Source organism: Arthrobacter sp. B0427-1-12, from assembly GCF_059092905.1.
In genome coordinates this window covers 1-26258 of sequence record NZ_JBNHIC010000046.1, presented here as the reverse complement: position 1 = coordinate 26258, position 26258 = coordinate 1, and the positions used below count along the sequence as shown (strand labels likewise).

Sequence of the window (26258 nt, the reverse complement as noted above, 5' to 3'; positions counted from 1 at the left end):
GTGGGCAGATCTGTTGGCCATCATCGGGCAGTTTTACTGGCCACCAGCGGGCACATCAACTGGCCGCCCGTGGGCAGAAACCAATGGCCATTGACACGCACCAGCATCGCTGGCATCCTCCCAGCCCATGGGTGTACCGGGAGTCCAAAAGCATTGGCGGCATATCACGTGGAAGAGGTCAGGGTTCCTGGTCGCGGCAAGGGTGATCATCAGCAGTGCCCCTTTCATCGGACTGATCTGGCTTTAGCCTAAGGCGGTTCGGAGGCATTGGAGGCAGCAGGGCCGCTAACATTCTGGCGGCCGTCGGCTGCTCGTGCCGTACATGCACACTTCGGGGAAGGGTAGCCACCGCGCAGGAAAATACCCCGCCTTAAACGGCGCCGGCGGGGTATCTCCTTGGATCATTTTCGCGCCGCGCTCCCGGTTTTGTCTGTGTGTGCGTCGGGCAGAAAATCGAACGACGCGATGTTCTTCGAACGGATCAACGCTCTGAACTTCGTGGTCGGTGCATGCTGATGCGCTAGGCACACCCTCCCACGGATCTTCCTTCAGATAAAACGGGGTTGCTTGGGGCAGGGAAAACGGCGGGCTCATCAACGTGGATCGAACGAGCAAGCAGCCTTCCCCGACCCGCACGAAACTGCCAAACCCCTGTGAGGAAGGGCGGACGATCATTCGGCAGGGCAGGAATAAGACCGTGAGTCGTGGACCGGAAATGAGCAGGGAACACCCAAGGGCAGCATCCTTGAAGGACGCCGCATCCTCCCTGGTCGCGACCAGCGGTAGGGGAGGTCAAAAGCCGGCCGACAAGGGTCGGCCAGTGCTAGTTCTCGTCCGGCAGGCTCGGGATCTCCCCGCGCCGCAGTCGCTCGGCGAGATCTCTTGCGTTTTCGGCGAAACGGGCCGCGTAAACCGCGAAGTTTTGGATCTCCTCCTCGGTCCACCCTTTGGTGAGTTCTGTGATCTGCATATCACCTGCCGCGTAGAGCCGGCGCGAGGCATGTTCACCGGTCTCGGTCAGGTGAATCCGGATCGAGCGCTTGTCGCTCGTCTCGCTTCGCCTTTCGATAAATCCGCGCTCCTCCAGCCGGTTCAGCACCTTACTCACATTTGAGCGGCGCATGGCAAACAAGTCCGCGAGATCCATCGGTCGGAGCGGGCCTCGGTAGCCGAGTGCCCAGAGCACGTTGCTCTCGCCGAGGTCAAGGTCGGGCATCGCGAGGTGAGCGATACTGAGGGTGTACTCCGGCATCGCCCAGATCGTCTTAATCGCACCGAGGGCGGCAAGGATATCGGAGCGGTACGGGATCTCATTGACGCCCGGAAATATCGAATCCCGTGACGCCCCCAACGGGCGTTCTCTCTCAGACATTTAGGCCTTCATGATGAGTTCGCACCTATCGAGTATAGGCACTCGGGACGAACGACGCCGCCAACGACAGGGCGGCGTCGTTCGTCCCGATGGGCGGTCAGCCTGATAGCGGTCAGCGCACCTGCACCGCGACTCCTTCGCCGTAGTACTCGGTAGTTGCCTTGGTGATAGCGGCGACATGCCCGGCGCCGAGTTCCTCGGCGTGGGCGTTGTGGTATTCCAGGCTCGCAACCCGTGCCCGGTTCGAGCGGCGGAAGTGCGGGATGACCTCCTCGGCGAAAAGCTCGTAGGATTTTTTCGTTGCGTCCCAGTCGGCCATGTCGTAGTTGATTACCAGGAAGCTGCCGAATCCACCGGTCTTCTCGATCATGGCTTCGATGGCTTCGATGGCCTCGTCGGGGGTGCCGATCACGGCCGAGCCGAATGAAGGCCAGCCCTCACCTCTGAGCTGTTCGATCGCTGACTGCGGATCCCGTGCCCAGGGGAACTTTGTGTCGGAGACCTGCTCCAAGTAGTCAGTATGATGCAGCACCTTGCGGCGGATGGCCCGGTCGGCCTCCTCGCGGCTTTCGGCGAGGAACATCGGTGTGACGACACGCCAGTTCGACCGGGAAGCGTCGTAGCCGTTGGCCAGCGACTCCTTCTCGTAGACGTCCCAGTTACGGTCGAGGGCGTCGAAGCCGGCCTTGTCGCCGGCGGCGAGCGAGAAGAGTGAGGCGCCGTGTTTTGCCGCCAGTACCGATCCGGAGGGCGAGATGGTGGAGGCTACCGCAATCTCAAGTCCCTGCGGGCGGACCGGGAGCAATTGTGCCCGGCCGTCCTTCAGCGTGAACCAGTCTGTCTCCATGTTCACGACTTCGCCGCGGAGCAGCCGGGTGATCGCCTCGAGGGACTCACCCTGCATCCGGCGCTGATTTACGGGGTCGATGCCCATCATGATCGCGTCGACCGGCAGCTTGCCCGGTCCGACGCCGAGGATTACCCGGCCGTTCGTCTGGTGATCGAGCTGGGCGATCCGGTCGGCGACGAGCAGGGGGTGGTGGTAGGGCAGCGAGATTACTCCGGTGCCGAAGGTGATGCGGGAGGTGCGTTCGGCGGCGGCGGCTATGAAAACCTCCGGCGAGGGAATGTTTTCGATCCCGCTGGAGTGGTGCTCGCCCATCCAGTATTCGTCGAAGCCGAGCTCGTCGGCGACCTGGGCGAGCTGGATGTCGCGTCGTATCTGTAGGGTGGGGTTGCCGTTGAGGGGGTGGTACGGAGCCTGGAAGATACCGAAGTTGATTGTGGCGGGATCGAAGGTCTCCGGTGTTGGGAGCGTTGTCATACTCCTGTCCTTTCTGTGATGGTGTCTGGTTCTGTTGCGTCGCTTGCGCTGATTTTGCGCAGGCGCACTTCTTTGGAGATGAGCACGGGGATGATGGCGAAGGCGAAGATGCCGGCACCCACCAGCCAGATCGGGCTGAGCTGGGCGAGACCGGTAGCGTTCGTATCGATCCAGCTGCCGCTGTTGCTTACGATGAACCAGCCCACTGCCACCTGCGCCGCCGCTGCGATGCCGTTGAGCGTGCCGGTGACCTCGGGACGGGCGATGCCCGCCCAGTAGCTGTTTACAGTGCCCCAGAAGAACGGATCGCATAGGTAGGCGAAGCCCGCAATCATGAAGGCCCAGAGGAACCAAGGTGAGTCCGGGACTAGGGCGGAGTACCCGTAACCGATCACACCGCAGAGCGGGCCGATGACAAGCCAGGGCTTTGTGCGGGAGTGGAAGAACCGTTCGACCAGCTTGCCGTGCAGGAGGCCGACACCCACGGGAACGAGGGCCATCAACGGCATCGCCAGGGCGACGAGGTTTGCATCGACCTGCTCGAGAGTGATCAGGCCGTAGGGCACCCAGGTGCCCGAGAGCCAGGTAGCCGAGGTGGCGAACGCCGTGGCGATCCCCATCGTGACGATGCTCGGCTTCTTCAGCGCCTTCAGCACCTCCCCTAGCTTGAGTCGCGGCTTCGTGGTCCCTTCGAATCCACGGCGGATGGCGTCCCTCTCGTCGGCGCTGATGCCACGTAGCTTTTCTGGCACTTCGGCGATGAAGATGACGAGGAGCACCAGGGCGGGCACGCCGAGCGCGGAAATCACGTAGAAGGCCTCGCGCCAGCCGAAGGCGGTGGCAAGAGGGTAGGCGATCAGCGGCGCGAGGATGTGAGGGAGGAGCGTAGAGCTCATCCAGACCGCGGTGGCCTTCGGGCTCATCGTGCCGGGATACCAGTTCGAGATGAGGCGCTGGCTCGGCGCCCAGAGGAATCCGAAGAAGACACCGAAGACCAGGTTGCGCCAGTAAAGCTCATCGTAGTTCGTCACCATTCCCGTTGATGCCGACATCACCGTGACGCCGGCGACGCAGATGACGAGCATCCGTTTCGCACCGAACCGGTCGGCGAGCACGCCCGCGATCAGCAGCATTGGGAAGTAGCCGAGCAGGTAGCTGGCCGAGGCCTGCGCGATCTGGTCAGGGGTGAGACCGAGATCCGCCGCCCAGAACGGGTTCAGGAGGCCGAACTTGGCCACGTCGAGCCAGACGACGAAGTTCACTATCAGGATGATGACGAACAGTAACCCGCGTTTGCCCGCTAGCAATCTGTCGGGTCTGAAGGTGGATAAAGCTGACATTGAATCTCCTTTGATTTAGTCATTGCATTGGTAGAGCGGATGGCGGCATCGGCATCAGACGGCGGTGTAGCCGCCGTCGACGGGCAGCACGGCCCCGTTGACGTATCCGGCCACCGGTGAGGCAAGGAACACCGAGACCGCAGCGATCTCCTCCGGGGTGGCTAACCGGCCCATCGGGCTTTGGCCAGAGAGCGCGTCCTTGGCCTCGGGGTTTTCGAGGATCTGCGCGATCATCGGGGTATCGACCCCGCCCGGACAGATGCAATTCACCCGGATGCCCCGGTCGGACCACTCGGCAGCAATCGAGCGGGTAAGCGCGATCAGTCCCCCTTTGGTGGCTGTGTAGGCGTCGGCTCCGGTAAGACCGACGAGCCCGTTGATGGAAGCGATGTTGATGATTACGCCAGAGCCCTGTTCGGCCATCAGGGGCAGGACCGCCTTGGCGCAGAGTGCCGGGCCGGTGAGGTTGATCGCGAGAATGGCGTTCCAGTGCTCGAGCGGCGTGTCGACCACATTAGCCATCGTGAGGCGCGAGTTCTCACTGAATCCGACGGCCGCGTTGTTGACGAGCACGTCGACCCGGCCGTACTCCTCGACGACCGTGTCGAACGCTGCACGAACGGCCGCTGCGTCGGAGACGTCGACCTTGACTGCCATCGCAGAGTGGCCGGAGCTCCGTAGCTCATCGGCCGTCTGCTCTGCCGCAGCACCGTGCCGATCTGCCACGATGACCGTCGCACCCTCTTCGGCGAACAGCCGCACGGTCGCCTTTCCCTGGCCGCTGGCGGCTCCTGTCACGAAGACGATCGAACCTTTTAGACGAGTGTCCACGAATTTCCCCTTTCGTCCCCTCATAAAATTGCCGCGGTCATCGCAGCTAACAGGCACGGGGAACTTAGTGTCTTGAAGACACCAAAACTGATGTCGAGAAGACACTACATGTAATGTCCCTCACACACTAGATGTAATTTCTTAATATCACTAAGTTTCTTCCCTGGTGGCGAAATGGACCCCGGCAGCTGCGCCGACCTTCATCCGCCCTGCGTCCATCGAACGCATAATCCTCGCCGAGGACTACCGCACTCCCCGCTTGGACGGCCTCGTGCGTTTTCCGGCGCCTTATGGCCCTGCGGTGCAGGACCCGCCACGAGAGCCCAGGGCGACTTTATGGGCTCCGGACAGCGTCTCGGAAGTAAAAATCGCAAAACTATCGACATCCGGCACTTAGAGAGTTAGTGTCTTCGCATCATCAAATTTGATGTCTGCAGGACACTAGTCGACCAGTAGGTGCTGGACGCAATTCTGGCTGGTTCAAGTTTTCAATGATTGAACGAGGGAGTTCACATGACAATCCAAACAATGAATGCCGCCGTTTTCCGCGGGCCCGGGGCGATCACTTTCGAGAGTATAGAGGTGCCCGAGCTGGGCCCTCGTGATGTTCTCGTGCGCGTTACGGCGTGCGGAATTTGCGGCTCTGATCTGCACTCGTTCAAGAAGGGCATGTACGTCGAGCCCGGTCAGGTGATGGGGCACGAGTTCGTTGGCACCGTGGAGCGTTCGGGGCTCGAAGTAACCGACATTCCCGAGGGATTGCGCGTGGCCGGTTTTACTATCGGCAACTGCGGGGCCTGCTTCTGGTGCGAGCGTGGCGAGTACGGGCTTTGTCCTGACATTTTTTCCCGGTCGATTGGCTACGGGCGGGCAGGTGCCTTCGCGGAGTTCGTCGTAATCGAACGCGCTCAACTAGGTCTTAACATTTTCGAGGTACCCGAGAGTATCGACGACATGAGTGCGGCGACGATCGAACCGGTCGCAGTCGCTGCGGCTGCCGTGCGGGCCGCGGGTATCGGCCCGGGCTCCAAAGTTGTGGTTCTCGGTGCGGGGCTGATTGGAAACGCCTGCATGCAGATCGCCAAGGCGCACGGGGCCGAACGCGTCGTCGTGATCGACATCAACCCCCTGCGCGTCCAGGCCGCGCTTGACCACGGCGCCGACGCCGCTTTCGACGCACGCTCGGGCGATGCGATCGAGTGGGTGAAAAGCGAGCTGGGCGTTGGGCGCTACGCCTTCAACGAAGGCGCGATGGCGGATGTGGTCATCGAGGTCTCCGGAGCGCCGTCGGCGGTAACGCAATCATTTGAGATGGTCCGCTCCGGCGGCACCATCGCCTTCGTCGGCCTGCCGGAAGTTGCGGCACCCGTGGACACCACGAAGATCGTGCACAAGCAGCCGAAGATCATCGGTTCCCTCGCCGGGGACTTCGCGGCAGCGATCGATCTGCTGGACCGCGGACTCGTCGTTACCGGCGACTTGGTCGACCGCGTGCGCGGGATCGACGAGCTGCAGGACGCGTTCGACGATGCGACCACTCAGCGCGACATCATGAAGACTGTCATCACGATCGGCCAGCGATGATGGGCAACGCCAGCGAAGCTTCCACTCGCACCATCGCCGTGACCGGCGCCGCTCAAGGCATCGGCGAGGCCGTCGCGCACCGCATAGCTGCCGACGGCGAAAATCTCGTGCTCGTCGACCGCCAGGCCGAGCGCCTTAATGACGTAGCCGCGAAGCTGCGCGCCACCGGCGTTGACGTACAGACCCGCATATGCGATCTTTCGGTGGCCTCGGAGGTCTACGACCTCGCCGATTCGCTGCAAGCGGTCGATGGGCTCGTCAACGTGGCCGGCGTCGGCCTGATGTCGCAGTTCGCCGACCTCGAGCTTCGGCAGTGGGAGAAAACCTTCGCGATCAATGTGACGGCAACGTTCATCCTGAGCCAGCGCGTGGGGTCGGCGATGGCCGGACGCGGTTCGGGCCGCATCGTCAACATGGCGAGCATCGCCGGCAAGCGCGGCAGCGCGAATCTCGCCGACTACTGCGCCTCGAAAGCGGCCGTCATCGCACTTACGCAGTCAGCCGCAGCCGCCCTCGGCCCTCAGGGTGTCACGGTGAACGCCGTGTGTCCCGGCCTCGTTTGGACGCCCATGTGGGAAGCGACGGGCTCCTGGGTCGCTGCGAACACCCCCGCCTTGGCCGAAGCAGGGGCGAGTAACTATGACGCGTTCATGGCCACGGTGAGGGCATCGACACCGCTTCAGCGGGCGACCCGCGTGGAGGACATTGCGGCCGCGGTGCGTTTCCTGCTGTCAAGTGACGCGTCGCTCATCACCGGTCAGGCCGTGAACGTCGACGGCGGAATCGAGGTGCACTGATGAGCGGGAGGATGAATCGCACCATCGTGCAGCGCTCAACGGGCGACCCGGCAACGGTCGCCGAGATCGTCGAAACCCCTATACCGGCTCCCGGCGGAAACGAGCTCCTTGTCGAGCTCGTTCTGGCCCCCGTCAATCCCGCCGAGATCCTGATGCTGCAGGGAATGTACGGCTATCGCGACACTCAGCCCGAGCTGCCGCGTTCGGCTGGAATCGAAGGAGTTGGCCGGGTCGTGGGGGGCGCGACATCCGTGGTTCCCTCGGGGACCCTAGTGTCTCTTGCCGGCAGCAGGACGGTCTTCAGCGACTACACCCTGCTCCCCGCCGACAGTGCACTCGTCCTGCCGCCCGGCCTCGATGTCGACACGTTCGCCGTGAGCTTCGTCAACGTACAGGCTGTCCTCCTGATGTTCCATGAATGGCCGGAGGTAGCACCGGGTGACTGGCTCATCCAGAATGCCGGCAACTCGGCATACGCCCGGGTCCTTGACGCCGTCGCCGCCCGGCGGGGGGTCTCAGTAGTCAATGTTGTGCGCAGTGTCGAAAGCGCCCGCAAAATCGACGGGATCATGAACGGCCCAGTAATTGTCGACGGCGATGACCTGGACACCCGCGTGCTCGAAGCAACAGGCGGAACGCGGCCCAAGATCGCGATCGACGCAATCGGCGGAGCAAGCACCGGTCGCCTGGCTGAGTCGCTGGGCACCGGCGGGAGGGTAGTGACCTACGGCCTGCTCTCCGGCGAGCCCGTACACGTTGATACGCGGCTCATCGTATTCAATGATGTGAGCGTCGAGGGGTTCTGGATGCCCCGCTCGATGGGCCGGGCCTCCCCGGAGCTCCTGCGGAACATCGGCAACGAAGCCCTCGAAATCATTCGGGAGGGAAGCATCACCGTGCCGATCGCGGCGCGATTCGGCCTCGGAGAAATACGCCAGGCGCTAACCCTCGCCGCGCAGGGCGGCCGTGACGGCAAAGTCGTCATCACCCGCTGATCTGCTCGCTTCCGAGCCGTGCCCCCCAAGCCGGGCGGCGGTCGCCGCATCCGGTTCTATCGATCGCCCCTTGAATACTGACAGCCCAACGACCACGCGGAACGCGTGCTAGAAGGAGACCACCATGAAGACCATCAGAACCGATGACGTCACTGCCGTCTCGGTCGCTCCCAACGTCGACACCGATGTCCTCGGACCGGAAGCATTTAAGGCTGCGTTCCGCAACCACCCCGCCGGGGTTGCTATCGTCACCGCAGACGCCGGCGCTGGCCCGGTGGCAATGACCGTCACCTCAGTCTTCTCCGTCAGCGCCGAACCGCCGCTTCTGGTCTTCTCGGCCTCTGCCTCGTCATCGAGCACCCCCACCATCCGAGCGGCTGAAACGGTCGTCGTGCACATACCCGGCGCCGACCAACTCGAACTCGCCCAACTCGCCGCGACCAGCGGCGTCGACCGATTCCCCAACGGGCTCTGGACCAGGCTCCCCACGGGCGAACCGGTCTACCCCGGCGCCCACGCCTGGATCCGCGGCCGCATCATCAACCGCATGGAAGCGGGCTCTTCGACCGTTTTTGTCGTCGAAGCACTCAGCTCCAGCGCTCCCGCGGCCGACAGCGACGAAGCGGACGCCCGATTCGCCCGCCCTCTTGTGTACCACAACCGCACATGGCACGTGCTCAACGACGCCTCCAAGCTCTAATGCTGCTCGCTATCGACACCTCGCTCGGCACAAGCGTGGCCATCGTGGACCGGGACCGAGGCATCCTGACCGAAATCAACGAGAGCGACGAAGTCGATCACGCTGCCGTGATCGGCCCGTTGATCGCACAGGCACTCACGCTGAGTGAGACCGAATCCGCCACGCTCAGCGGTGTCGCCGTCGGCATCGGACCAGGGCCGGGCCGCAATGTCCACATAGGAATCGCCGCAGCTCATGGATTCGCTTGCGCGATCGGCAAACCGGTCGTGCGAGTAATCAGTCACGACGCCATGATGCTCGATAGGCCTCACCCGGCCCTTATCGTCACCGACGCCGGCGACGGCATGAGCGCGTGGACTACATACGGCCCGCCTGATCCACAGCTAGGGTTACCCAGCCGGCTAAGTGATCCAGCCTTTGCGCTAACAGGCGACACCATCGACCCCGGCGCAAACTTCGACGGCCCCCGCATTGATATCCCAGAGGTCAGCGCGGGGGCAGTGGGGATGCTCGCCGAGCGGCTGTTTGCCGGCGGCCGCCCCTTCGCCCGAAGAGAAGCCTATGTAAGCCCGACATCCGACATGGTGACCCGCCCCTAAACTCGACGCGGCTTCCTGGCGGCACGAGTTTTTCCGAGTCGGAAGGACGCAATCGCGCCGAACCCCAAATAGTCCAGGTCCGGTCGTTCTCGCGGCCATACAACGAAACGAAAGCTCAGGAGCAATGCTGCATCTTCAACACGAATGGCAACCCCTCGTGGGCCAGGTCGTCGAGATACGGCTTAAGGGCAAATCGATCCGGCACGGCCGGATGGATATGGTCACCGAAGACGACCAGATCCTGTGGATCCGACACGATGGCGTTGACCACCGACGGCTTTTTAATAGAGAAGAAGGATTTGAAGTCTGGGCAACCACAGCCCCAAAGCCAGAGCCGGAGCCGAAGCCCAGCCATCCCGCTTGTGCGCGCAACGACACCGGTAAGCCAACATCCCTACAGAATGAGAAGGAACTAACAAGATAAGGGGCAGCGTATGCGTGCGGTGGTGACAGAGGGGTTCGGTGGTCCTGAGGTCATGAGGATCGATGAGGTGGATGAACCGGCTGTCGCGGCCGACGAGGTTCTCGTCGAGGTCATCGCGGCCGGAATCAATCGAGCCGACCTGCGCCAACGGGAGGGCTTCTACCCGCCTCCGGCAGGGGCCTCGACGATCATCGGGATGGAATGCTCCGGTCGCATCGTGGCGGTCGGTTCTCAGGTGACAGAGTGGCGCGCGGGCGACGAGGTGTGTGCGCTCCTCGCCGGCGGCGGCTATGCCGAGAAGGTCGCGGTGCCGGCGGCGCAGATCCTTCGTGTGCCGAGTGGCGTGAGCACCCGTGACGCGGCGGCATTGCCAGAGGCGTGCGCTACGGTGTGGTCGACGGTGTTCATGATGGCGCAGCTGTGCGCGGGAGAGTCGTTGCTCGTCCACGGTGGCAGCAGTGGAATCGGCACAACCGCCATCCAGCTCGCTGCCGCGCGCGGCGCGCGCGTGCTGGCGACGGCTGGCAGCGAAGCAAAAGCTTTGCGCTGTCGAGAACTCGGCGCCGAAGTCACGATCAACTATCGGACACACGACTTCGCCGAAGAGGTGATGCGTGTGACCGACGGACGCGGAGTTGATGTCGTTCTCGATCTGATCGGCGGGAGCTACACGCAACGGAATCTGACGGCGCTTGCCCGGGGCGGTCGGCTCATCTGTCTGGGCATCCAGGAGGATCCGGTCACGGCGTTCGATATCCGTACGTTGATGGCCAAGCGAGCTTCGATCATCGGAGCCGCACTCCGTTCACGACCGCTGGCAGAGAAAGCGGAGATTATCTGTGGTGTCCGCGACGAGGCATGGCCGCTCATCGAGGCCGGGGTGATTACTCCGGTGATCGACAGAAGCCTCCCCTGGTCCGAGGTGCAGGAAGCGCACCGTCTGGTCGCTGAGAGCCGCCATATCGGAAAGGTTCTGCTCGACGTCGTGCCGTCATAAATTTCGGACGGTGTCAATCAATGCGCGGACCACGGGGCGGCGGTCGCCCTCCAGCCAGCAGAGGCCGTAAATGTAGTCGGGCTCGGGCTTTGCGAAGTTGCGCACCGTGACGCCGGGACGGCGCAGCTGGCGTGCTCGAGCTTGCGTGGCCACAGCGAATCCGTGTCCGTCGCGCACCGCTGCGATCATGCGCTCGAGGTCGGGTTCTATACGGGACGTAAGTGGTTCGATGCCTTGCCACATGATGCTCATCAGCCGGTCCCATGCACCGGGAGCCTGGTCACGCGGCCAGGCAACATAAGGCTCGGACCGGATCTCCTCGAGCGTGATCTTTCGACGAGAGCGCGCCAGACGGTGCCCTGTGGGCAGAATTGCAGCCAGTTCAATGCGCGCGAGCTCGAGGGAATCGATGCCGGCGTCGTCTGTCAACGGAAGCAGCATTATCGCGGCATCGACCTTGCCGGAGCGCACGAGCTCGAGGTTGTAACTCGACCACGCGGACTCGATCTGCACGTCGAAGCTGGGGTGCGCGCGCCGGAACTGCTCGACGAGATCGTGGCCCAGATAGGTGGGCGCGGAGCGAGACAAGGCGAGGCGCAGCAACCCCTGCTCGCCGCTGGCGACACGGCGAACCTCAGTTAACACGCGCTCCTCGTGCTCGAGGAGCGCGTGCGCCGACTCTGCGAGTGTCGCGCCGGCAGGGGTTAACTGAGTCGGACGGCCACGCGTGAGCAGGACCGCCCCCAGCTCCTGCTCGAGCTTGCGGATCTGTTGGGAGAGTCCGGGCTGGCTGATGTGCAGTTGCTCGGCCGCCTTCCCGAAGTGCAGCGTGCGGGCCAGTGTCAGGAAGTAACTTAGACGCTTCAGGTCCATGGTGCCCCGCCTCCTCGTTGTCCGTGTCGGGCACAGCCTTCGAACCATCCTACTGTCGATTGCAAATGCTTATGAAACGATTGCCCTTTTCTATTTGACCGGGTGCGGAGTGTCCAGTTGACTGTTCCTCAAGCGGCCGCCAGCCAATCCAATCCACCTGTCGGTCTGTCCCGTGGCCGACGCAGTGCGGACGACAGTGTGCGCACGGATGCCTGCAGCGAAGCAGCATCGAGATGAATCAGCATCGAGACAAAGGAGTCATGAAATGATGAAGTGTTCTGCCCTGGGCGGCGTGGCATTAGTCGCCTCGACCATGATGTTGGCCGGATGTGCTGGCGTCACGGGCGGTGACTCGGCCGGCGGCTCGGGTGACGATTTCCCCTCGGGCACGATCGAACTGGTCGTGCCGTTCAGCGCCGGGGGCGCGACAGATCTGATCGGACGCGCCTTCGCCGCCGAGCTCGAGAAAAATCTCGAGGGCACGACGATCGTCGTCGTGAACAAGCCGGGGTCCAACACCGCGGTGGCCGCCACGGAAGTCGCCGGAGCCGCGCCCGACGGCCACACCCTCTTCCTCGGTACGTCTACGACGTTTGTCACCACGCCGATGACACAGAGCGTTCCGTACACCCCGGAGGACTTCGATGGAATCGCCGGGCTCGCAGACCAGCCATACATGCTCGTGACCGCCAACGACAGCGAGTACGCGACGCTGGAGGATCTGATGAACGCCGAGGGGCGCGTCACTTACGGGGTGACCGCAGTGGGTAGCAACACACACCTTGCGGTCGCGGACTTGCTCGCGAAGTCGGGCGTCGAGGCAGAGGCGATCCCATTCGAATCGGCGCAGGAGGTCGTCACCGCCGCGGCCGGTGGCCAGGTCGACATCGCGGCCGCCGATTTCAACATCGCTGCACCGCAGGTCGAGGGAGGCAGCGTCACGGGCCTTGCAGTGACGTCAGCGACGCCGGTCCCGCAGACACCTGATCTGCCGACGCTCGTGGACTCGGGTGTCGACACGCAGGCGTTCGTCGGCCGCTTCGCACTCGTCGCGCCCGATGGACTGCCGGAGGACGTGCGCGAGACTCTCGTGGAGGCCGCCGAGAGCGCGCGCGAGAGCGAGGGCTTCCAGACCTTCGTCGCCGATAACTATCTCGTCGAGCCTGAGTACCAGGACGGCACGGAGTGGCTCGAAGGAATGGTTCCCGAGCTTCGCGCGTCGATGGAGCACCTGTTCGACGAACTCGACATCTCCCAGTGAGTCCGGGGAGTGCCATATGAGCAATGAGATGAAGCCCGTCGCGCGGGGTCACGAGGTGGAAGAGGGTCAGGCCGTCGTCGACGACGAGGAACTCGACGCTGAGACCAGTTGGACGGGGCGCTACCCCGTATACCGGCGTGTCGTCCCGATCGCGCTCGGCGCTGTCTGCATCGCGCTCTCGCTGCAGTTGCCGCTGGGCACGGTGATGCGCCCCGGGCCCGGTCTGTGGCCGCTGATCTGCGGCATCCTCGTGCTCGTCGCGGGCGCTCTGTCGTGGACGTCGCCGCCCGCCGAGGACGAGGAACGGATGTCGCATCGCTCGTGGATCGTCCTGATCGCCGCAGGCAGTGTCGGTGCGTTCATCGTCGCGATGCCGCTCATCGGGTTCGAGTTCCCCATGGTCCTCCTCCTCGCACTTTGGCTCAAGGTCCTCGGGGGTGAACGCTGGCTCATGACGGCGGCTGTGTCCGTCGGAGCCACCGTGGCCTTCTACCTCCTCTTCGTTACCGCACTGGGGCTGAACCTGCCCCGACTCTTCTAGGAATCGAGACGAGATGATGGATTATTTCGCGCCCATCCTCGACGGATTCATTACCGTCCTGGAGCCGGAGAACCTGCTCTTCTGCCTGATCGGCGCACTCCTCGGCATGGTGGTGGGAGTGCTGCCCGGCCTCGGCCCGGTCGCCACGATGTCCGTGCTGCTGCCGCTGACGTATGGAATCGAACCCGTCGCAGCCGTAATCATGCTGGCCGGCATCTACTACGGGACCCAGTACGGCGGAACGATCACATCGGTCCTGCTGCGCCTCCCGGGCGAGGCGACGTCGGTCATCACGGTGCTCGACGGCTACCAGATGGCGCGCCAGGGGCGCGCGGGGTCGGCGCTCGGGATCGCCGCGATCGGCTCGTTCATCGGCGGGACCGTCGCCGTACTCGGTCTCACGTTCCTCGCTCCGATCGTGGCCTCGATCGCGCTCAAGTTCGGCCCACCGGAGTTCGCCGCGCTTGCGCTCGCCGGCATCCTCATGGTTGCAGGGCTCTCGAGCGGCTCGCCGGTCCGGGGGCTTGTCGCGGCGGGTCTCGGCCTCTGGTTGGCCACAATCGGTATGGACCCATTCTCGGGGATGGAGCGTTTCTCCGGCGGCAACCTCGAGCTGTCCGACGGGATCGACTTCGTCACAATCGCCATGGGCCTCTTCGGCCTCGGCGAGATCTTCCACATGATCGAGCAGCGTGCGGCAGGATCGGCGATGGCCGTCAAGGTCTCGAACGTGCGGGTCACCGCCAGCGACTGGGCGCAGTCCAAGTGGGCGATCGCGCGCGGAACGGTCCTCGGGTTCGTGATCGGGCTGATACCCGGCGGTGGTGCAACGCTGTCGTCACTGCTGTCGTACTCGACGGAGAAGAAGGTCGCAAAGGATCCGTCGCGGTTCGGGCGCGGCGCCATCGAAGGCGTTGCCGGCCCCGAGACCGCGAACAACGCCGGAGCGACCGCCGCGTTCATCCCGCTTCTCACCCTCGGCCTGCCGGCCAACGCGGTGCTCGCCGTTCTGTACGGAGCGCTCCTCATCCAGGGCGTCACGCCCGGTCCGAAGATGATCGAGGACCACCCCGACATGTTCTGGGGAGTCGTCAATTCGATGTGGGTGGGGAACCTGTTCCTGCTCCTCCTCGCGCTTCCCCTCGTCGGAGTTTTCGTGCGGATCCTGCGTCTGCGATCCAGCATCCTCGCGCCCCTCGCCGTCGCCGTCGCAATGCTCGGCGTCTACAGCCTCGGCAACTCGTTCTTCGACATGTGGATCGTGCTCGCGTTCGGGGTGGTCGGCTGGCTCATGCGCAAGTACGGCTTTGAACCCGGCCCTCTCGTGCTCGCGTTCGTGCTCGGATCGATGCTTGAAGACGCCGTGCTGCGCTCCCTCCTCATCTTCGACGGCGATGCGACACAGTTCGTCCTGCGCCCGATCTCCGGCTCGATCATCATCGTCACGATCGCCGTGATCATTCTGGCGAATATCTTCAAGCGCGTGCAGACCCGCAACGCAGCACGAATTCTCACGAAAGAGAAGGCATGACCACCTCATCGAACGACCACGCAGTCAACACCGTCGCGGACACCATCGCGCGGACGCTTCTAGCGCACGGCATCACGGAGGTCTTCGGGCAGAGCCTGCCCTCCAAGTTCTTCCTGGCGGCAGAGCGGCACGGCATTCGCCAAATCGCGTACCGCACGGAGAACGCGGGTGGCGCGATGGCCGACGCGTATGCGCGAATTACCCGACGCATCGGCGTGATCGGCGCGCAGAACGGCCCAGCGGCGACGCTGCTCGTTCCGCCAATGGCGGAAGCTCTCAAGGTATCGATCCCGATGCTGGCGCTCGTGCAGGAGGTGCCGACGTCGCTCCGTGACAAGAACGCCTTCCAGGAATTTGATCACCATGCACTCTTCCGCGGCGTCGCGAAGTCGATCAACACACTGACCGACCCGGCACGGACCCAGGAGTATGTCGAGGCGGCGCTCCGTACCGCGACGACAGGGCGGCCGGGGCCGGTCGTCCTTCTGCTGCCCTCGGACATTCTGGGCACAGAGGCACCCGAGGCACGGGAGCCACTTCGCTCGCTCGCAACCTTCCCCCTCGATCGAACCCGTCCCGATGCCACTTCGGTGGAGGCCGCCGCCACCGCGCTCGCGGAGGCACGCCATCCCCTGATCCTTGCCGGTGGCGGCGTCCATCTCTCTGGCGCCGTTAATGAGCTTGTCGCTCTGCAGGAGGAGTTCGCCATCCCTGTTGCTACGACGAACATGGGCAAGGGCGCGGTCGATGAGTGCCACCCGCTCACGCTCGGAGTCATCGGCAATGCGATGGGGGAGGGATCTCCGCAGAGACCCGCGGTGTCGTTCCTGCGTGACGCCGACGTGGTCCTCCTCGTCGGCACGCGGACGAACGAGAACGGCACCGATTCGTGGCGGCTCCTGCCGGACAACGCGACCTATGTGCACATCGATGTCGACGGAGTCGAGGTGGGGCGGAACTATCCTGCTCTCCCGCTCGTCGGCGACGCCGCACTCGCTCTCGCCGATCTGCGTGCGGCACTCGCCGGGCGAAAGCTGCGCCACCTGGCGAATGGTCGCGAGTCAGTCGAGCGTCGGCTCGCTCGGATGCCGATTCGCGCCGAGTTCCCGAGCGTCCCGGACGGCGGGATCCTGCCGCAGCAGATTGCCGCGACGATCGACGAGCTCGCAGACGGTGACACGGTGCTTGTGGCTGACGCGAGCTATGCGACGTTGTGGACCACGTATTTCATGACGGCGAAGAGGGCCGGGCAGCGGTTCCTCACACCGCGCGGCCTCGCGGGTCTCGGGTGGGGGTTCCCGATGGCGCTCGGCGCGCAGGTCGCGGATCCCGGTGCACGTGTGGTGTGTCTGACGGGAGACGGTGGGTTCGGGCACGTCTGGGCCGAGATGGAGACCGCGGTCAGAGAGAATCTGCCGGTCACCGTGGTCGTCATCAACAACGGCATCCTCGGATTCCAGAGGCACGCCGAGCTCGTGAAGTTCGGCGCGTTCACCTCCGCGACCGACTTCGCCCCTGTTGATCATACGAAGATCGCCGAGGCAGTGGGAGCCCGATGGGCGCGCGTGAGCGATGCCGCCGATCTCGGGCCGGCCTTGAAGGACGCGATGGCGCACGATGGTCCGGTCCTCGTCGATGTGCTCGCGTCACCGAACGCGAATCCGCCGATTACGGCCTGGGATGAGCGAGCCGCTGTGCTCGCCGCCAACCCGAAGGTCTGAAATCAGAAATGCCGCTTACTTGGGAATTCGATGGGGACGGTGTCAAGTTCGATGACCGCGGTCAGAATGAGCGCGTCGGCTGGATCACCAGCCAGTGGGAGGGCGGCGAGCTCGTTCCGGTGGCCCCTCTCGACCTCGGCATTGGCGAGCCCGACATGATCCCGCTCCCCGAATGGGACGAGCGATGAGCAGCGACCCATCACGGATCTACAGCAGCAGTACATACAAGAAGGAGAGTAACACTATGGACGTCGGTGAACGTCTCGTTTCGTTGATGATCGGCGCTGGAATCAAGACCGGCTTCGGATGCCCTGGCGGCCAGACCGCCCCGTACTACCACGGCATGGCGGTGAACACCGACGACTTCCAGCATGTGCTGATGCGTGATGAGCGTAGCGCATCGTTCGCGGCTGACGCCTATGCGCGCTTGCGGGGCGTCGTCGCCGCATGCGATGCGACGGTGGGACCGGGCGCGACGAACCTGGTCTCGGGTCTAGTTGAGGCAAAGGCCGCGTCCATTCCGATGGTGACCGTCATCGCGGACATTCCGCGTCACTGGGAGCACCGCCGGCGTCTCGGAAACGCCGCGCAGGGCGCCGACCAGAAGGCCTTCCTCGAGCCCTGCGTGAAGTGGTATGGCCGCGTGGAGACGCCGGAGGCGCTGGACGACGTCTTCGCCCAGGCTTTGCGTATCGCCACGACGGGGCGTCCCGGCCCCGTGCTGATCGAGGTTCCCGACGACGTGTTCTCCGCCGCGGTCGACGCGACGGAGGTCGTGCAGGATCCATCACTCGCCGCTTTCCCTCGCTCTCGCAGCGTCCCCGCTCCGGGCGACATCGAAGCCGCCGTGGCGGCGCTCGCCGCCGCGAAGAACCCGGCGATCCTCGTCGGCGGCGGCGCACATCTCTCAGGGGCAGGCGACCAGGTGCGTGAGCTCGTCGATGTGCTCGACATCCCCGTGGCGACCACGATCAGCGGCAAGGGCATTGTGTCGGAGAAGGACCGGCGTGCGGTTGGCATCATCGGCTCGTTCGGAGTCCCCCTCGCCAACGAGGTTCTCGGCACGGCGGACGTGGTGCTGGTGCTCGGTTCGAAGCTCGGTCAGTCCGCGACGGTTGGCTACGACCTGCCGAGTGCTGACGCCACCGTGATCCACCTCGATGTCGATGCCGAGGAGATCGGCCGCAACTGGACGAACACCTTGCCCTTGGTCGGCGACGTTAAGCTCGGCATTGAGGCGCTCCTCTCGGCCGGTGTCTGCGCACGCTCGTCCGAGTGGGATCTCGACCACCTCGCCCGCACCGCCGAAGCGTGGTGGGCCGACGAACCGACATTTAAGGCGGAGCGCGACGAGGACCAGGTCAAGCCGCAGGACGTCGTGAAGATCATTGGAGAGCGGATCGCCGAGGACGATGTGATCGTGACCGACGCGAGCCTGTCCTCGGGCTGGATCGGCACGCGTTGGCGCGTCGACAACCCCGGTCGTCGGCTGCTCGCGCCGCGCGGCGTCGCCCCGCTGGGCTGGGGCCTTCCGGCCGCGATCGGGACGGCGTTCGCGCTCAAGGACATGGGCTCCTCCGCCCGCGTCGTCTGCCTCGCCGGAGACGGGGGGTGGGGCTACTCCCTGAACGAGATCGAGGTGCTCACGCGCTTCGAGATGCCGATCGTGTCGATCGTCCTCAACAACGCCGTTCTCGGTTGGAACAAGCACGTCGCCCTGCGACGGTATCCCGATGCCTGGGTGTCGCAGGACTTCTCCGAGGTTGACTACGCGGCCTGCGCCGCGGGGCTCGGTGCCCGAACATGGCGCGTTTCAACCATCGAAGATTTCGAGAAGGCGTTCGTCGAGGCACTCGACGTCACTGACCGGCCGACAGTGATCGAGGTCCTCAGCTCGCCGTTCGAGACCCCAGTCATCAAGTCGATGTCTGGTGGCGGCGTCGCCCCGCTGGCCGCATCCTACTGAGGAAGGAGAACAGCATGTCGACTCTGATAGATCTGACTCATGTCCTTCGCGAGGGCATGATCGGGCATCCGTTCCACGGGCCCACGCCCGTGTGGCTCGCCGGTTCGCTGAACCACTGGATGTATGCCAATTCGGACAGGCGCAATCCGTACGACGGCTCGCAGCTGTCCTTCGCGAATGAGCAGTGGGTGCTGAACGGGAATACCGGGACGCACATGGATTCACCGTGGCATGGCGACCCGGAAGGGATCGGAGCCGACCAGATGGCGCTCGAGCACGGTCACGGCACTGCTGTGCGTCTCGACGTCAGCTTCGCGAAGGCGCCGCGTGCTCACGTCACTCCCGAGATGCTCGAGCGCGCCGAACGGGAGTCCGGTGAAACGGTGTCCGCCGGCGACATCGTCCTCATTCACACAGGATGGTCCGATCTCGCGGACACGGATCCGCAGGCGTACCTGAGCGACCACATGGGCCTCACGAAGGAATCGGGGGAGTGGCTGCGCGCGCGTGATGTCCGCACGGTCGGGATCGATAACTCGACGGTCGAGACGGTGGAGGGGGCGCGTGAGTCGCCCGTGCACATGAACTTCCTCAAGCCGGCATCGCATGGCCTGCCGAAGGCGAAGATCATCGCGATCATCGAGAACCTGCGCAATCTCGCCAACATCCCGGTGAGTCGATTCGATTTCCTTGGGCTGCCACTGCCCTTCGAGGGAGGCAGCGGCAGCCCGATCCGAGCCGTGGCGGTCGTGCCATGATCTCGGTCGTCAAGGATTGCGCGGAGCCCGGTGTCTCGCTGATCGATCTCCCGGTTCCCAAGCGCACGGGAGACGACGTGCTCGTCCGGGTCGACACGGTCGGCATCTGCGGCAGCGATCTGCATGCCTATGAATGGATCCCCGAGTATCACTGGCTGGAGTCGTTCCTCCCCGCGGTGCTCGGGCATGAGATCACGGGCACGATCGTCGAGGCGCGGCCCGACGGCGTCGGGCCGCAGGTTGGCCAACGGGTCGCGGTGCGGCCGGCCTTGACGTGCGGGCGGTGCGAGCCGTGTCAGCGGGGAGCGTCGCACCGGTGCGCGGCGCGCAAACGGTTGGGATACGAGCTTCCTGGCGGGCTCGCCGAGTTCATGGTCGCGCCGAGCGCGAACGCCTATGCGATCCCCGCCGGTGTCGATCGTGAGAGCGCGGCTCTGACCGAACCGCTGACCGTGGCGGTGCATGCGGTGAACAAGGTCGATGTTCGGGCGGGTAGCCGCGTCGCCGTTGTCGGCCCCGGCGCGATCGGCTTGCTCGCGATGCAGCTTCTGAAAGGACGCGGTGCGGGCGAGGTACTCGTCGTCGGAACGGAGTCGGACGCCGCGGGCGGCGGGCTCGCGCTGGCCGACTCCTTCGGAGGACGCGGTATGCTCACGTCCGAGGCCGCGCGAGCCGCGGGCAGCTGCGAGGTCGTGATCGTGACGGCAGGCGCCCGACCGGCGCTAGATCAGGCGTTCGATCTCGTGACCAAAGGCGGGACTGTCTGTGTCATCGCGCTGGGCATCGGTGCCCACGCGCTCGACGTCGACAGCGTCGTGCGGTCCGAGGTGCATCTTCTCGGATCGTTCGGAAGCGTTCAGGGCGACTGGCTTGACGCGCTCGAGCTGCTCGGCAGCGGTCTGGTGCGCGGCGATGGCATCGTGTCCGACTGGTTGCCCATCAGCGAAACGGAGGCGGGATTCGAGAAGCTCGTCAATCGCGCAGCGCGCAAAGTCGTCGTCGTTCCCGACAATGAACAGAGGCGAGCATGACGATGTCTCTCGGCGAATCAGCGATCGTGACGGGAGCGGCAGGCGGGTTGGGGACGGCGATCGCCCGCGCGCTGGTCGAATCGGGACGCGTTGTTGTCGGCCTGGACCGCGATGCGTCGGGCCTCGAGGTCGTCCGCGGAGAGCTGCCTGACGGCGCTTTCCTTCCGGCCGTCGGCGACGTCACGTCAGAGGAGTCCTGGGCGCATGCCGTCGAGCAAGCCGAGGAAGTGGGCCGCACGGCGGTGCTCGTCAACAACGCCGGCATCTCGCCGAAGCGAGACGGCATGCGCGTGCCGGGCCTCGAGACCGACCTTGAGATGTGGCGCCAGGTGATGGATATCAATCTCACGAGCGCATTTCTCGGAATCCGTGCGGCGGCGCCAGCAATGCAGCGGCACGGCAGCGGGCGAATCGTGAACATCGCATCGATGGCGGGGCGCACGCTCGCGAAGCTCGCGGGGATCCCCTACTCCGTGTCGAAGGCCGGCATGCTGGGACTCACGCGCGCGTTCGCGGGGGAGCTCGGGCCCGCAGGCATCACGGTCAATGCCGTCGCCCCCGGGCGAATCGCGACTGCGATGCTCGCAGCCGGCGCAACGTCAATGAACGCCGATATTCTCGAGCAGATCCCAGCGCGCCGGTTCGGGGACCCCGAGGACATCGCAGATACTGTGCGCTTCCTCGCGAGCCCCGAAGCAAGCTTCATCACGGGCGTCTGCGTCGACGTGAACGGTGGGCAGTTCATGGCGTGACGCGAGCTGAGCTTGGACGCCCTCGCACCATGGCTCGGATCGCGAGCCGCCCGCCATCCACATTGATGAGCTGGCCTGTCATGTACGCCGACGCATCGCCGAGCAGATAGACAGCGGTACCGTCTGCCCTCGGCCAGACCGTTCGTGCGGCAGGCCCTGGTGGGCCTCGTCCTTTTCGACGGCGGCGGTGGCCGGCTCCCAGAACCGGACCGTATCGTCGTGACCGACCGAAAATGCAGGCAGAACAGGAGATCCCCATGGAACACCATTCGGTGAGCCGCCGCACCGTTACGGTCGGCGGCACCGAACTGTCCTACCTCACCAGTGGAGACCCAGACACTCCGCCCTTACTGCTGTTGCACGGCACTTTCTGGAGCCGGCTCTGGGCACCGGTCCTGCCCGAGCTGGGCCATGTTGCCCGGTGCATCGCCCTAGATCTTCCCGGATTCGGCACCAGTGCCGGAGAGCTCACCCCCGAGCGCGCGACCGTCCCGGCACTGGCGCAGACGGTACTGGATACCGCCGACGCCTTGGGCCTGGGCACCTTCGATGTGGCCGGTCACGACATCGGTGGCGGCATCGCCCAGCATCTCGCCGCCACTAGTAGCCGTGTCCGCAGGATGGTGCTGATGAATGCGGTCATGTTCGACTCTTGGCCGGTGCCTGCCGTCGAACGCTTCCGCGACCGGCAAGTACGGGAAGCCATCAGCGTCGACGGCCTCCTCGAGGCGCGCGCCACCTCCATGCGGGGCAGCGTCCAGCGCACTCTGAGCGATGCGGAGTTGGCCGACTACCTCAGCCCCTGGCATGACCCCGCCCGGGTGCGATCCTGGACGGCGATGGCCGCGGCTGCCGACGCCCGGTACACCTTGGCTCTGGTTCCCGCCCTGAAGAAGGCCGCCATCCCGACCCGGCTGGTGTGGGGCCGTGACGATGACTTCCAGAAGGTCCATTACGCCCGCCGCTACGCTGCCGAGATTCCGGCCGCAGACCTGGTCGAGGTTGACGGAAAGCACATTCCCACCGAAGATTCTCCCCACGAGGTCGCACAGGCGATCCGGGATCACATCACTGAGAGACTGTGAGGGTCACATGTCTCCCGGCAGATTCCGTGGACGAGACAGTCCTGACCAAGAAGACTGCCGCTTAGTGGTGAGCGCGACAGCGACAGCGGAGACTACGGGCGGTGGGACTCTCTTTCTTTGCTACTGGAACGGAAGAATTTTAGGACTAGTTCCAGGGGCAAAGCATCCACCGCCGATCGAGACGACCGCGTTTGGGCTCCTAGGGGAGGTGCTTGGCGATGACTTTTGACGCGGGGCGCTGCCTGCAGTCAGCGGGTGGCGGTCTGCATTCTTCCCAGGAGCCCGCGGTAGCTGCGGTGCACATTGATAGCGGCCAGCGTTGCCACGATTGCCTTCAGGAGGTCCCCGGGAATGAACGCGAGGGAACCTAGGGCCGAGGTAGACAGCGGCAGACCAGTGATCATGGCCGTCCAGGGCACCCCAAAGGCGTAGATCACCCCGATGCCGCCCAAGACCACGCTGAGTAGCACTGCGATGAATTGGGCAGCACGGCCGGTCCGCTTCAGTGCCCAGTACTTGACCAGCAGCCCGATGACCAGGGCGGCGGGGATCCAACCGATGAGGTAGCCGCCCGTCGGGCCCAGGAATACCCCGAGACCGCCCCTGCCCCCGGCCAGCAGCGGTAGCCCTGCCAGCACCAAGGCCTGTAGGACGATGACGGCGAGCATTCCGCGCATAGGCCCAAGCAGCGCGCCGGCGAGAATTACGCCCAAGGTCTGCAGGGTGATGGGCACTGGGATGATGCCGATCGTGATCGGCGGGACCAAGCCGAGGGCGGCGATCACGGCGGCGAAAACGGCCACGAGGACCGTGTTGTGGGTGGTCTGCGAGGTGTCGGGGGACATAAGGGTCCTTCAGATGGGGATGAGCAACTGGGATGGGACTAGGTTCAGGCGGAGGTGTGCTGGGTTGTGCGCGGTCGAGGTGGCGCCGAGTCGTAGCACCGGGCGTCGAGGGCCAAGGCGATCTCCTGGGCAGACTCGAGAGTTCGTACGAGCAGGGGAACCAGCACGGCCAGGGGGTTGTGATCCAGGCCGCGGGCGAACTGGGCTTCGCGGACCTCGAGATACTGGTGGCGGATCTCCGGAATGAACCGCACCGTCATCGACAGGGCCAGGCTCATCTGGGCTGGGTTCAACCCGAAGCGCCGGGTCGGTGCCAGGACCCGTTCGAACAGGGCGAGCATCGCGCTGAACGTCGTGCTTAGGCTGACGGCGTAGGCGAACAGGCAGAGGTTGAGCAGCCGTAGAGCCGAGACCGCGGCCGCCTCCCATCCGGTGGTGAGCCCCAGGGCGGTGAAGACGATTCCAGCCATGACGAGAAGCCCAGTCAGGATCCTCATCAGGCGGACGAACGGGGTTCCGGTGAGCAAGGCTGCGACCACGGCTAGGACGAGGACCGCGACCTGAACGGCCAAGTGTGCCACAGCGTAGATGCCGAGACTGGCCAAGCATAGGAAGGCGAACTTCCAGCCGGCCGGGATGCAAGTCAGGACTGAGGTGGACTTTGTCATCAGTCGCTGATTCCGCAGTAGAATTCCGCGGCGGCCCCGGGGGGTCCATCGAAGGCGACCCGCCCCTTGTGCACCACCAAGACGCGTTGGAAGTCGTCGATCAGATCGAGATCGTGGGTCACTACGATGGCCCGCTGGTCAAGGTCGCCGATGGCGGCTTGGAGCCGGCGCCGGTTGCGCCGATCCAGCATGGTGGTCGGTTCGTCGAACACGATCGTGGACGGCTCCATGACCAGCACTGAGGCAAGGGCGACCATCTGCTTCTCCCCGCCAGACAAGGCGTAGCACTCTCGATCGCGTAGGTGAGGAATGCCCAGGCGTTCCAGGATCCCGTCAACCCGGGTCGCGAGCTCGGTTCCGCTCAAACCCAAGTTCTTCGCGCCGAAGGCGAGATCCTCGGCCACCAGCGGCATCACGATCTGGTTCTCGGGGTTCTGGAAGACGAACCCCACCTGGCGCCGGATCCGCTTTGCGTCCTTTGCGGTGGTCAGCTCGCCCACCTGGACCGTGCCCCGGGTGGGCAGCAGCAAACCGTTGAGGAGGCGCACCAAGGTAGACTTGCCCGAGCCGTTGAGCCCGATCACCGCGATGCGGTGATCGTTCAGGCACAGGTCGAGGTTGCGCAGGATCTCTTGGCCCTCCCTGATGACGGAGACGCCCGTCAGCCGGATGCCAGGGTGCTGAGGCGCTGAAGTCCCCGCGGGCTGATCGTGGCGCAAGGGATTCCGGAGCGATTGCTTGATCGACACCTTAAGCGTTCTCCTGGTGGGTCTCTGTGATGAAGTACAGCTGTGAGTGCAGACGGCATCCCGGATTGAACTCTGCGGCGCACCGCGGACAACCGTTCACCGCAAGGTAGTCGCGGATGGACAGTTCGCTATTGCAGACCCCGCAGAGAACGGCCGTGATGTGGTGCTCGTCGGCCGGCCACTGAACCGCCGAATGACCCGCGCTCTCCTGATGGCATAGATGACAGGGGTAGTACTGGCGGCAGCAGCGGAACTTGATCGCGACCACATCCAGTGGCGTGCGGTAGTGGACGCACCGTGTTTGGTCATCGACGGGGCTGCCCAGAACCCGTCGCACCGTCATCTTCTCTCGCTCCGGCAGGAGCCACAGCGCTGCAAATTCTGTTCTAGCGGCACGAGTGTCCCTTACTTACGTGTTTCATTAATCTGTGACGCCCGTAGACCCACGCAATATAAGTTCCGTCGGGAAACGTTTTTGTTCTACCTCGGCGTCGGGGTTGTCGATTCGAGCGAGGAGAGTCTGAAGCGACACTTTGGCCATTTGCTTTATGGGTTGCCGGACTGTCGTGAGGTCAAGCACTTTCCACGCCGACATCGGGATATCGTCATAGCCGGCAACCCACAGGTCTTCGGGCACACGCAAGCCACGCTCTTTTGCCGCGTCGATGACGCCAAACGCGACGATGTCCGTCGTGCAGAAGATCGCATGCGGCGGGTCATCTGCGAGCAACAGCCTTCCGGCGTCGAGGCCCGCCTCATGGGTGAATTCTGTCTCGGGGGCGCGAGCAAGGGGGATGCCGATTCCCGCGTCGGCGAAGGCATCCACGAATCCTTTGCGTCTTTCGCGTCCCGTGCTGATCCCCGGTCCGCCGCCGACGACGGCGACGTCCGTGCGGCCATGAGCGAGGAAATAGGTTGCGACGGCCGCGCCACCGCCAACGTTGTCTCCGGTGACCTGATCGCTAGTGACCCCCTCCAAACTACGGTTGACGAGGACGACTGGAAGTCCCATATCGAGCGCAGTGCGCAACGCCTTTGAATCCCGGGTTGCGGTGGTGAAGATCAGTCCGTCGACAAGCTTGGAGCGGATGGCCTCGATCGCTGCCTGTTCGCTGTTTTCGCCCTCGGACACCCAGAAATTGGTTCGGAGGCCCGCAAGGCCGATCTCCCTAGCCAGTGCATACATCATCTCGGGATACCAGGGGTTGGTGATTTCGCCAGCGATGACACCGATCGTCCCCGACCGCCGGGTACGCATTGCGCGTGCCTGCGCGTTCGGCACGTAGCCGAACTTGGTCATAGCTTCCTCGACCCGGCGACGGTTCTCTTCGCTGACGCGCGTCGATCCCTGCACGACCCGTGAGACGGTGGACTGCGATACGCCGGCTAGCCGTGCGATCTCCCTGCCAGTCAGCATATCCCTCATCTCCCATGACGGAAAGTGTCACATTCGCCTTATTATCCGAGCCTACTGATGAATGCCGAAGATCCACGCGGGAGGGCCGTACTGCTGT

Annotated in this window: 27 protein-coding genes; 16 read left to right on the top strand and 11 right to left on the bottom strand. The window is 64.3% G+C overall.

All coding sequences use genetic code 11. The annotated features are described in order from the left end of the window. Window positions 1–823: 823 nt before the first annotated feature. The 4 genes from AC5RWU_RS19485 to AC5RWU_RS19470 all read right to left on the bottom strand — a co-directional run bounded on the left by AC5RWU_RS19485 (window position 824) and on the right by AC5RWU_RS19470 (window position 4867). Entirely contained in the window at window positions 824–1372 is a 549-nt protein-coding gene (locus tag AC5RWU_RS19485) for a MarR family winged helix-turn-helix transcriptional regulator (RefSeq protein WP_494032617.1), read from the bottom strand. A gap of 112 nt (window positions 1373–1484) precedes the next feature. Continuing rightward, a complete protein-coding gene (locus AC5RWU_RS19480; RefSeq protein WP_494032616.1) occupies window positions 1485–2696 on the bottom strand; it encodes an LLM class flavin-dependent oxidoreductase in 1212 nt (403 codons plus the stop codon). Next, the gene (locus AC5RWU_RS19475) at window positions 2693–4036 is read right to left on the bottom strand and encodes an MFS transporter (protein ID WP_494032615.1); all 1344 of its coding nucleotides are present in this window, start codon (window positions 4034–4036) and stop codon (window positions 2693–2695) included. The genes AC5RWU_RS19480 and AC5RWU_RS19475 overlap by 4 nt, the downstream gene beginning before the upstream one ends. 54 nt (window positions 4037–4090) lie before the next feature. Next, window positions 4091–4867 carry an SDR family NAD(P)-dependent oxidoreductase gene (locus AC5RWU_RS19470; RefSeq protein WP_494032614.1) on the bottom strand — a complete coding sequence of 259 codons (777 nt, stop codon included), beginning with the start codon at window positions 4865–4867 and terminating at the stop codon, window positions 4091–4093. Window positions 4868–5380: 513 nt separating this feature from the next. Here AC5RWU_RS19470 and AC5RWU_RS19465 point away from each other — a divergent pair. From AC5RWU_RS19465 to tsaB, 5 genes are all read left to right on the top strand, one after another. Beyond that, on the top strand, window positions 5381–6451 hold the full coding sequence (locus AC5RWU_RS19465; RefSeq protein ID WP_494032613.1) for a zinc-dependent alcohol dehydrogenase: 1071 nt from the start codon (window positions 5381–5383) through the stop codon (window positions 6449–6451). Then, window positions 6448–7248 (top strand): SDR family NAD(P)-dependent oxidoreductase, encoded by an 801-nt coding sequence (locus AC5RWU_RS19460; protein WP_494032612.1) that lies wholly within the window; start codon window positions 6448–6450, stop codon window positions 7246–7248. The genes AC5RWU_RS19465 and AC5RWU_RS19460 overlap by 4 nt, the downstream gene beginning before the upstream one ends. 11 nt (window positions 7249–7259) lie before the next feature. Continuing rightward, complete coding sequence (locus AC5RWU_RS19455) at window positions 7260–8243, top strand: zinc-binding dehydrogenase (RefSeq protein ID WP_494037154.1); 984 nt, start codon at window positions 7260–7262, stop codon at window positions 8241–8243. 124 nt (window positions 8244–8367) lie between these two features. Beyond that, the gene (locus tag AC5RWU_RS19450; RefSeq protein ID WP_494032610.1) at window positions 8368–8943 is read left to right on the top strand and encodes a flavin reductase family protein; all 576 of its coding nucleotides are present in this window, start codon (window positions 8368–8370) and stop codon (window positions 8941–8943) included. Continuing rightward, window positions 8943–9542 (top strand): tRNA (adenosine(37)-N6)-threonylcarbamoyltransferase complex dimerization subunit type 1 TsaB, encoded by a 600-nt coding sequence (tsaB, locus tag AC5RWU_RS19445; RefSeq protein WP_494032609.1) that lies wholly within the window; start codon window positions 8943–8945, stop codon window positions 9540–9542. Before AC5RWU_RS19450 ends, tsaB begins: the two co-directional genes overlap by 1 nt. A 115-nt stretch (window positions 9543–9657) precedes the next feature. On the opposite strand, the gene AC5RWU_RS19440 is transcribed toward tsaB, so the two are convergent. Then, window positions 9658–9813 carry a hypothetical protein gene (locus AC5RWU_RS19440; RefSeq protein WP_494032608.1) on the bottom strand — a complete coding sequence of 52 codons (156 nt, stop codon included), beginning with the start codon at window positions 9811–9813 and terminating at the stop codon, window positions 9658–9660. Window positions 9814–9976: 163 nt separating this feature from the next. Here AC5RWU_RS19440 and AC5RWU_RS19435 point away from each other — a divergent pair, with 163 nt between their 5' ends. After that, window positions 9977–10963, top strand: a complete 987-nt coding sequence (locus AC5RWU_RS19435; RefSeq protein ID WP_494032607.1) for an NAD(P)H-quinone oxidoreductase — start codon at window positions 9977–9979, stop codon at window positions 10961–10963. Here the strand turns inward: AC5RWU_RS19435 and AC5RWU_RS19430 are convergent. Next, complete coding sequence (locus AC5RWU_RS19430; protein ID WP_494032606.1) at window positions 10958–11836, bottom strand: LysR family transcriptional regulator; 879 nt, start codon at window positions 11834–11836, stop codon at window positions 10958–10960. The two genes, AC5RWU_RS19435 and AC5RWU_RS19430, sit on opposite strands and share 6 nt — an antisense overlap. Before the next feature lie 265 nt (window positions 11837–12101). Between AC5RWU_RS19430 and AC5RWU_RS19425 the strand changes: the two genes are divergently transcribed. The 10 genes from AC5RWU_RS19425 (at window position 12102) to AC5RWU_RS19380 (ending at window position 22482) form a co-directional block, all read left to right on the top strand. Continuing rightward, window positions 12102–13097 (top strand): tripartite tricarboxylate transporter substrate binding protein, encoded by a 996-nt coding sequence (locus tag AC5RWU_RS19425; RefSeq protein WP_494032605.1) that lies wholly within the window; start codon window positions 12102–12104, stop codon window positions 13095–13097. A 16-nt stretch (window positions 13098–13113) separates the two neighbouring features. Then, window positions 13114–13638 (top strand): tripartite tricarboxylate transporter TctB family protein, encoded by a 525-nt coding sequence (locus AC5RWU_RS19420; RefSeq protein WP_494032604.1) that lies wholly within the window; start codon window positions 13114–13116, stop codon window positions 13636–13638. 16 nt (window positions 13639–13654) lie between these two features. Next, complete coding sequence (locus tag AC5RWU_RS19415; RefSeq protein WP_494032618.1) at window positions 13655–15169, top strand: tripartite tricarboxylate transporter permease; 1515 nt, start codon at window positions 13655–13657, stop codon at window positions 15167–15169. Next, window positions 15166–16890: an acetolactate synthase catalytic subunit gene (locus AC5RWU_RS19410; protein WP_494032603.1), complete on the top strand. Its 1725-nt coding sequence runs from the start codon at window positions 15166–15168 to the stop codon at window positions 16888–16890. The genes AC5RWU_RS19415 and AC5RWU_RS19410 overlap by 4 nt, the downstream gene beginning before the upstream one ends. An 8-nt stretch (window positions 16891–16898) precedes the next feature. Then, a complete protein-coding gene (locus AC5RWU_RS19405) occupies window positions 16899–17078 on the top strand; it encodes a hypothetical protein (RefSeq protein ID WP_494032602.1) in 180 nt (59 codons plus the stop codon). Window positions 17079–17134: 56 nt separating this feature from the next. Beyond that, the gene (locus tag AC5RWU_RS19400) at window positions 17135–18856 is read left to right on the top strand and encodes a thiamine pyrophosphate-binding protein (protein WP_494032601.1); all 1722 of its coding nucleotides are present in this window, start codon (window positions 17135–17137) and stop codon (window positions 18854–18856) included. Between the two features lie 14 nt (window positions 18857–18870). Then, on the top strand, window positions 18871–19614 hold the full coding sequence (locus AC5RWU_RS19395) for a cyclase family protein (protein ID WP_494032600.1): 744 nt from the start codon (window positions 18871–18873) through the stop codon (window positions 19612–19614). Continuing rightward, entirely contained in the window at window positions 19611–20645 is a 1035-nt protein-coding gene (locus tag AC5RWU_RS19390; RefSeq protein ID WP_494032599.1) for a zinc-dependent alcohol dehydrogenase, read from the top strand. The genes AC5RWU_RS19395 and AC5RWU_RS19390 overlap by 4 nt, the downstream gene beginning before the upstream one ends. Then, on the top strand, window positions 20642–21397 hold the full coding sequence (locus AC5RWU_RS19385) for an SDR family NAD(P)-dependent oxidoreductase (protein ID WP_494032598.1): 756 nt from the start codon (window positions 20642–20644) through the stop codon (window positions 21395–21397). Before AC5RWU_RS19390 ends, AC5RWU_RS19385 begins: the two co-directional genes overlap by 4 nt. A gap of 257 nt (window positions 21398–21654) precedes the next feature. Next, a complete protein-coding gene (locus AC5RWU_RS19380) occupies window positions 21655–22482 on the top strand; it encodes an alpha/beta fold hydrolase (RefSeq protein WP_494032597.1) in 828 nt (275 codons plus the stop codon). A gap of 248 nt (window positions 22483–22730) precedes the next feature. Here the strand turns inward: AC5RWU_RS19380 and AC5RWU_RS19375 are convergent, their stop codons facing one another. The 5 genes from AC5RWU_RS19375 to AC5RWU_RS19355 all read right to left on the bottom strand — a co-directional run bounded on the left by AC5RWU_RS19375 (window position 22731) and on the right by AC5RWU_RS19355 (window position 26161). Further along, window positions 22731–23327: a biotin transporter BioY gene (locus AC5RWU_RS19375; protein WP_494032596.1), complete on the bottom strand. Its 597-nt coding sequence runs from the start codon at window positions 23325–23327 to the stop codon at window positions 22731–22733. 44 nt (window positions 23328–23371) lie between these two features. After that, window positions 23372–23995: an energy-coupling factor transporter transmembrane component T family protein gene (locus tag AC5RWU_RS19370; RefSeq protein ID WP_494032595.1), complete on the bottom strand. Its 624-nt coding sequence runs from the start codon at window positions 23993–23995 to the stop codon at window positions 23372–23374. Beyond that, window positions 23995–24744 (bottom strand): energy-coupling factor ABC transporter ATP-binding protein, encoded by a 750-nt coding sequence (locus tag AC5RWU_RS19365; protein WP_494032594.1) that lies wholly within the window; start codon window positions 24742–24744, stop codon window positions 23995–23997. Before AC5RWU_RS19365 ends, AC5RWU_RS19370 begins: the two co-directional genes overlap by 1 nt. A 1-nt stretch (window position 24745) precedes the next feature. Then, entirely contained in the window at window positions 24746–25087 is a 342-nt protein-coding gene (locus tag AC5RWU_RS19360) for a CHY zinc finger protein (RefSeq protein ID WP_494032593.1), read from the bottom strand. 78 nt (window positions 25088–25165) lie between these two features. Continuing rightward, the gene (locus AC5RWU_RS19355; RefSeq protein WP_494032592.1) at window positions 25166–26161 is read right to left on the bottom strand and encodes a LacI family DNA-binding transcriptional regulator; all 996 of its coding nucleotides are present in this window, start codon (window positions 26159–26161) and stop codon (window positions 25166–25168) included. Window positions 26162–26258 lie beyond the last annotated feature (97 nt).

Bases quoted from the DNA above. Each gene is read 5' to 3' on its own strand.
- AC5RWU_RS19485 (WP_494032617.1), bottom strand. From the start codon at position 1,372: ATGTCTGAGAGAGAACGCCCGTTGGGGGCGTCACGGGATTCGATATTT.
- AC5RWU_RS19480 (WP_494032616.1), bottom strand. From the start codon at position 2,696: ATGACAACGCTCCCAACACCGGAGACCTTCGATCCCGCCACAATCAAC.
- AC5RWU_RS19475 (WP_494032615.1), bottom strand. From the start codon at position 4,036: ATGTCAGCTTTATCCACCTTCAGACCCGACAGATTGCTAGCGGGCAAA.
- AC5RWU_RS19465 (WP_494032613.1), top strand. From the start codon at position 5,381: ATGACAATCCAAACAATGAATGCCGCCGTTTTCCGCGGGCCCGGGGCG.
- AC5RWU_RS19460 (WP_494032612.1), top strand. From the start codon at position 6,448: ATGATGGGCAACGCCAGCGAAGCTTCCACTCGCACCATCGCCGTGACC.
- AC5RWU_RS19455 (WP_494037154.1), top strand. From the start codon at position 7,260: ATGAATCGCACCATCGTGCAGCGCTCAACGGGCGACCCGGCAACGGTC.
- AC5RWU_RS19450 (WP_494032610.1), top strand. From the start codon at position 8,368: ATGAAGACCATCAGAACCGATGACGTCACTGCCGTCTCGGTCGCTCCC.
- tsaB (WP_494032609.1), top strand. From the start codon at position 8,943: ATGCTGCTCGCTATCGACACCTCGCTCGGCACAAGCGTGGCCATCGTG.
- AC5RWU_RS19435 (WP_494032607.1), top strand. From the start codon at position 9,977: ATGCGTGCGGTGGTGACAGAGGGGTTCGGTGGTCCTGAGGTCATGAGG.
- AC5RWU_RS19430 (WP_494032606.1), bottom strand. From the start codon at position 11,836: ATGGACCTGAAGCGTCTAAGTTACTTCCTGACACTGGCCCGCACGCTG.
- AC5RWU_RS19425 (WP_494032605.1), top strand. From the start codon at position 12,102: ATGATGAAGTGTTCTGCCCTGGGCGGCGTGGCATTAGTCGCCTCGACC.
- AC5RWU_RS19420 (WP_494032604.1), top strand. From the start codon at position 13,114: ATGAGCAATGAGATGAAGCCCGTCGCGCGGGGTCACGAGGTGGAAGAG.
- AC5RWU_RS19415 (WP_494032618.1), top strand. From the start codon at position 13,655: ATGGATTATTTCGCGCCCATCCTCGACGGATTCATTACCGTCCTGGAG.
- AC5RWU_RS19410 (WP_494032603.1), top strand. From the start codon at position 15,166: ATGACCACCTCATCGAACGACCACGCAGTCAACACCGTCGCGGACACC.
- AC5RWU_RS19405 (WP_494032602.1), top strand. From the start codon at position 16,899: ATGCCGCTTACTTGGGAATTCGATGGGGACGGTGTCAAGTTCGATGAC.
- AC5RWU_RS19400 (WP_494032601.1), top strand. From the start codon at position 17,135: ATGGACGTCGGTGAACGTCTCGTTTCGTTGATGATCGGCGCTGGAATC.
- AC5RWU_RS19395 (WP_494032600.1), top strand. From the start codon at position 18,871: ATGTCGACTCTGATAGATCTGACTCATGTCCTTCGCGAGGGCATGATC.
- AC5RWU_RS19390 (WP_494032599.1), top strand. From the start codon at position 19,611: ATGATCTCGGTCGTCAAGGATTGCGCGGAGCCCGGTGTCTCGCTGATC.
- AC5RWU_RS19385 (WP_494032598.1), top strand. From the start codon at position 20,642: ATGACGATGTCTCTCGGCGAATCAGCGATCGTGACGGGAGCGGCAGGC.
- AC5RWU_RS19380 (WP_494032597.1), top strand. From the start codon at position 21,655: ATGGAACACCATTCGGTGAGCCGCCGCACCGTTACGGTCGGCGGCACC.
- AC5RWU_RS19375 (WP_494032596.1), bottom strand. From the start codon at position 23,327: ATGTCCCCCGACACCTCGCAGACCACCCACAACACGGTCCTCGTGGCC.
- AC5RWU_RS19370 (WP_494032595.1), bottom strand. From the start codon at position 23,995: ATGACAAAGTCCACCTCAGTCCTGACTTGCATCCCGGCCGGCTGGAAG.
- AC5RWU_RS19360 (WP_494032593.1), bottom strand. From the start codon at position 25,087: ATGACGGTGCGACGGGTTCTGGGCAGCCCCGTCGATGACCAAACACGG.
- AC5RWU_RS19355 (WP_494032592.1), bottom strand. From the start codon at position 26,161: ATGCTGACTGGCAGGGAGATCGCACGGCTAGCCGGCGTATCGCAGTCC.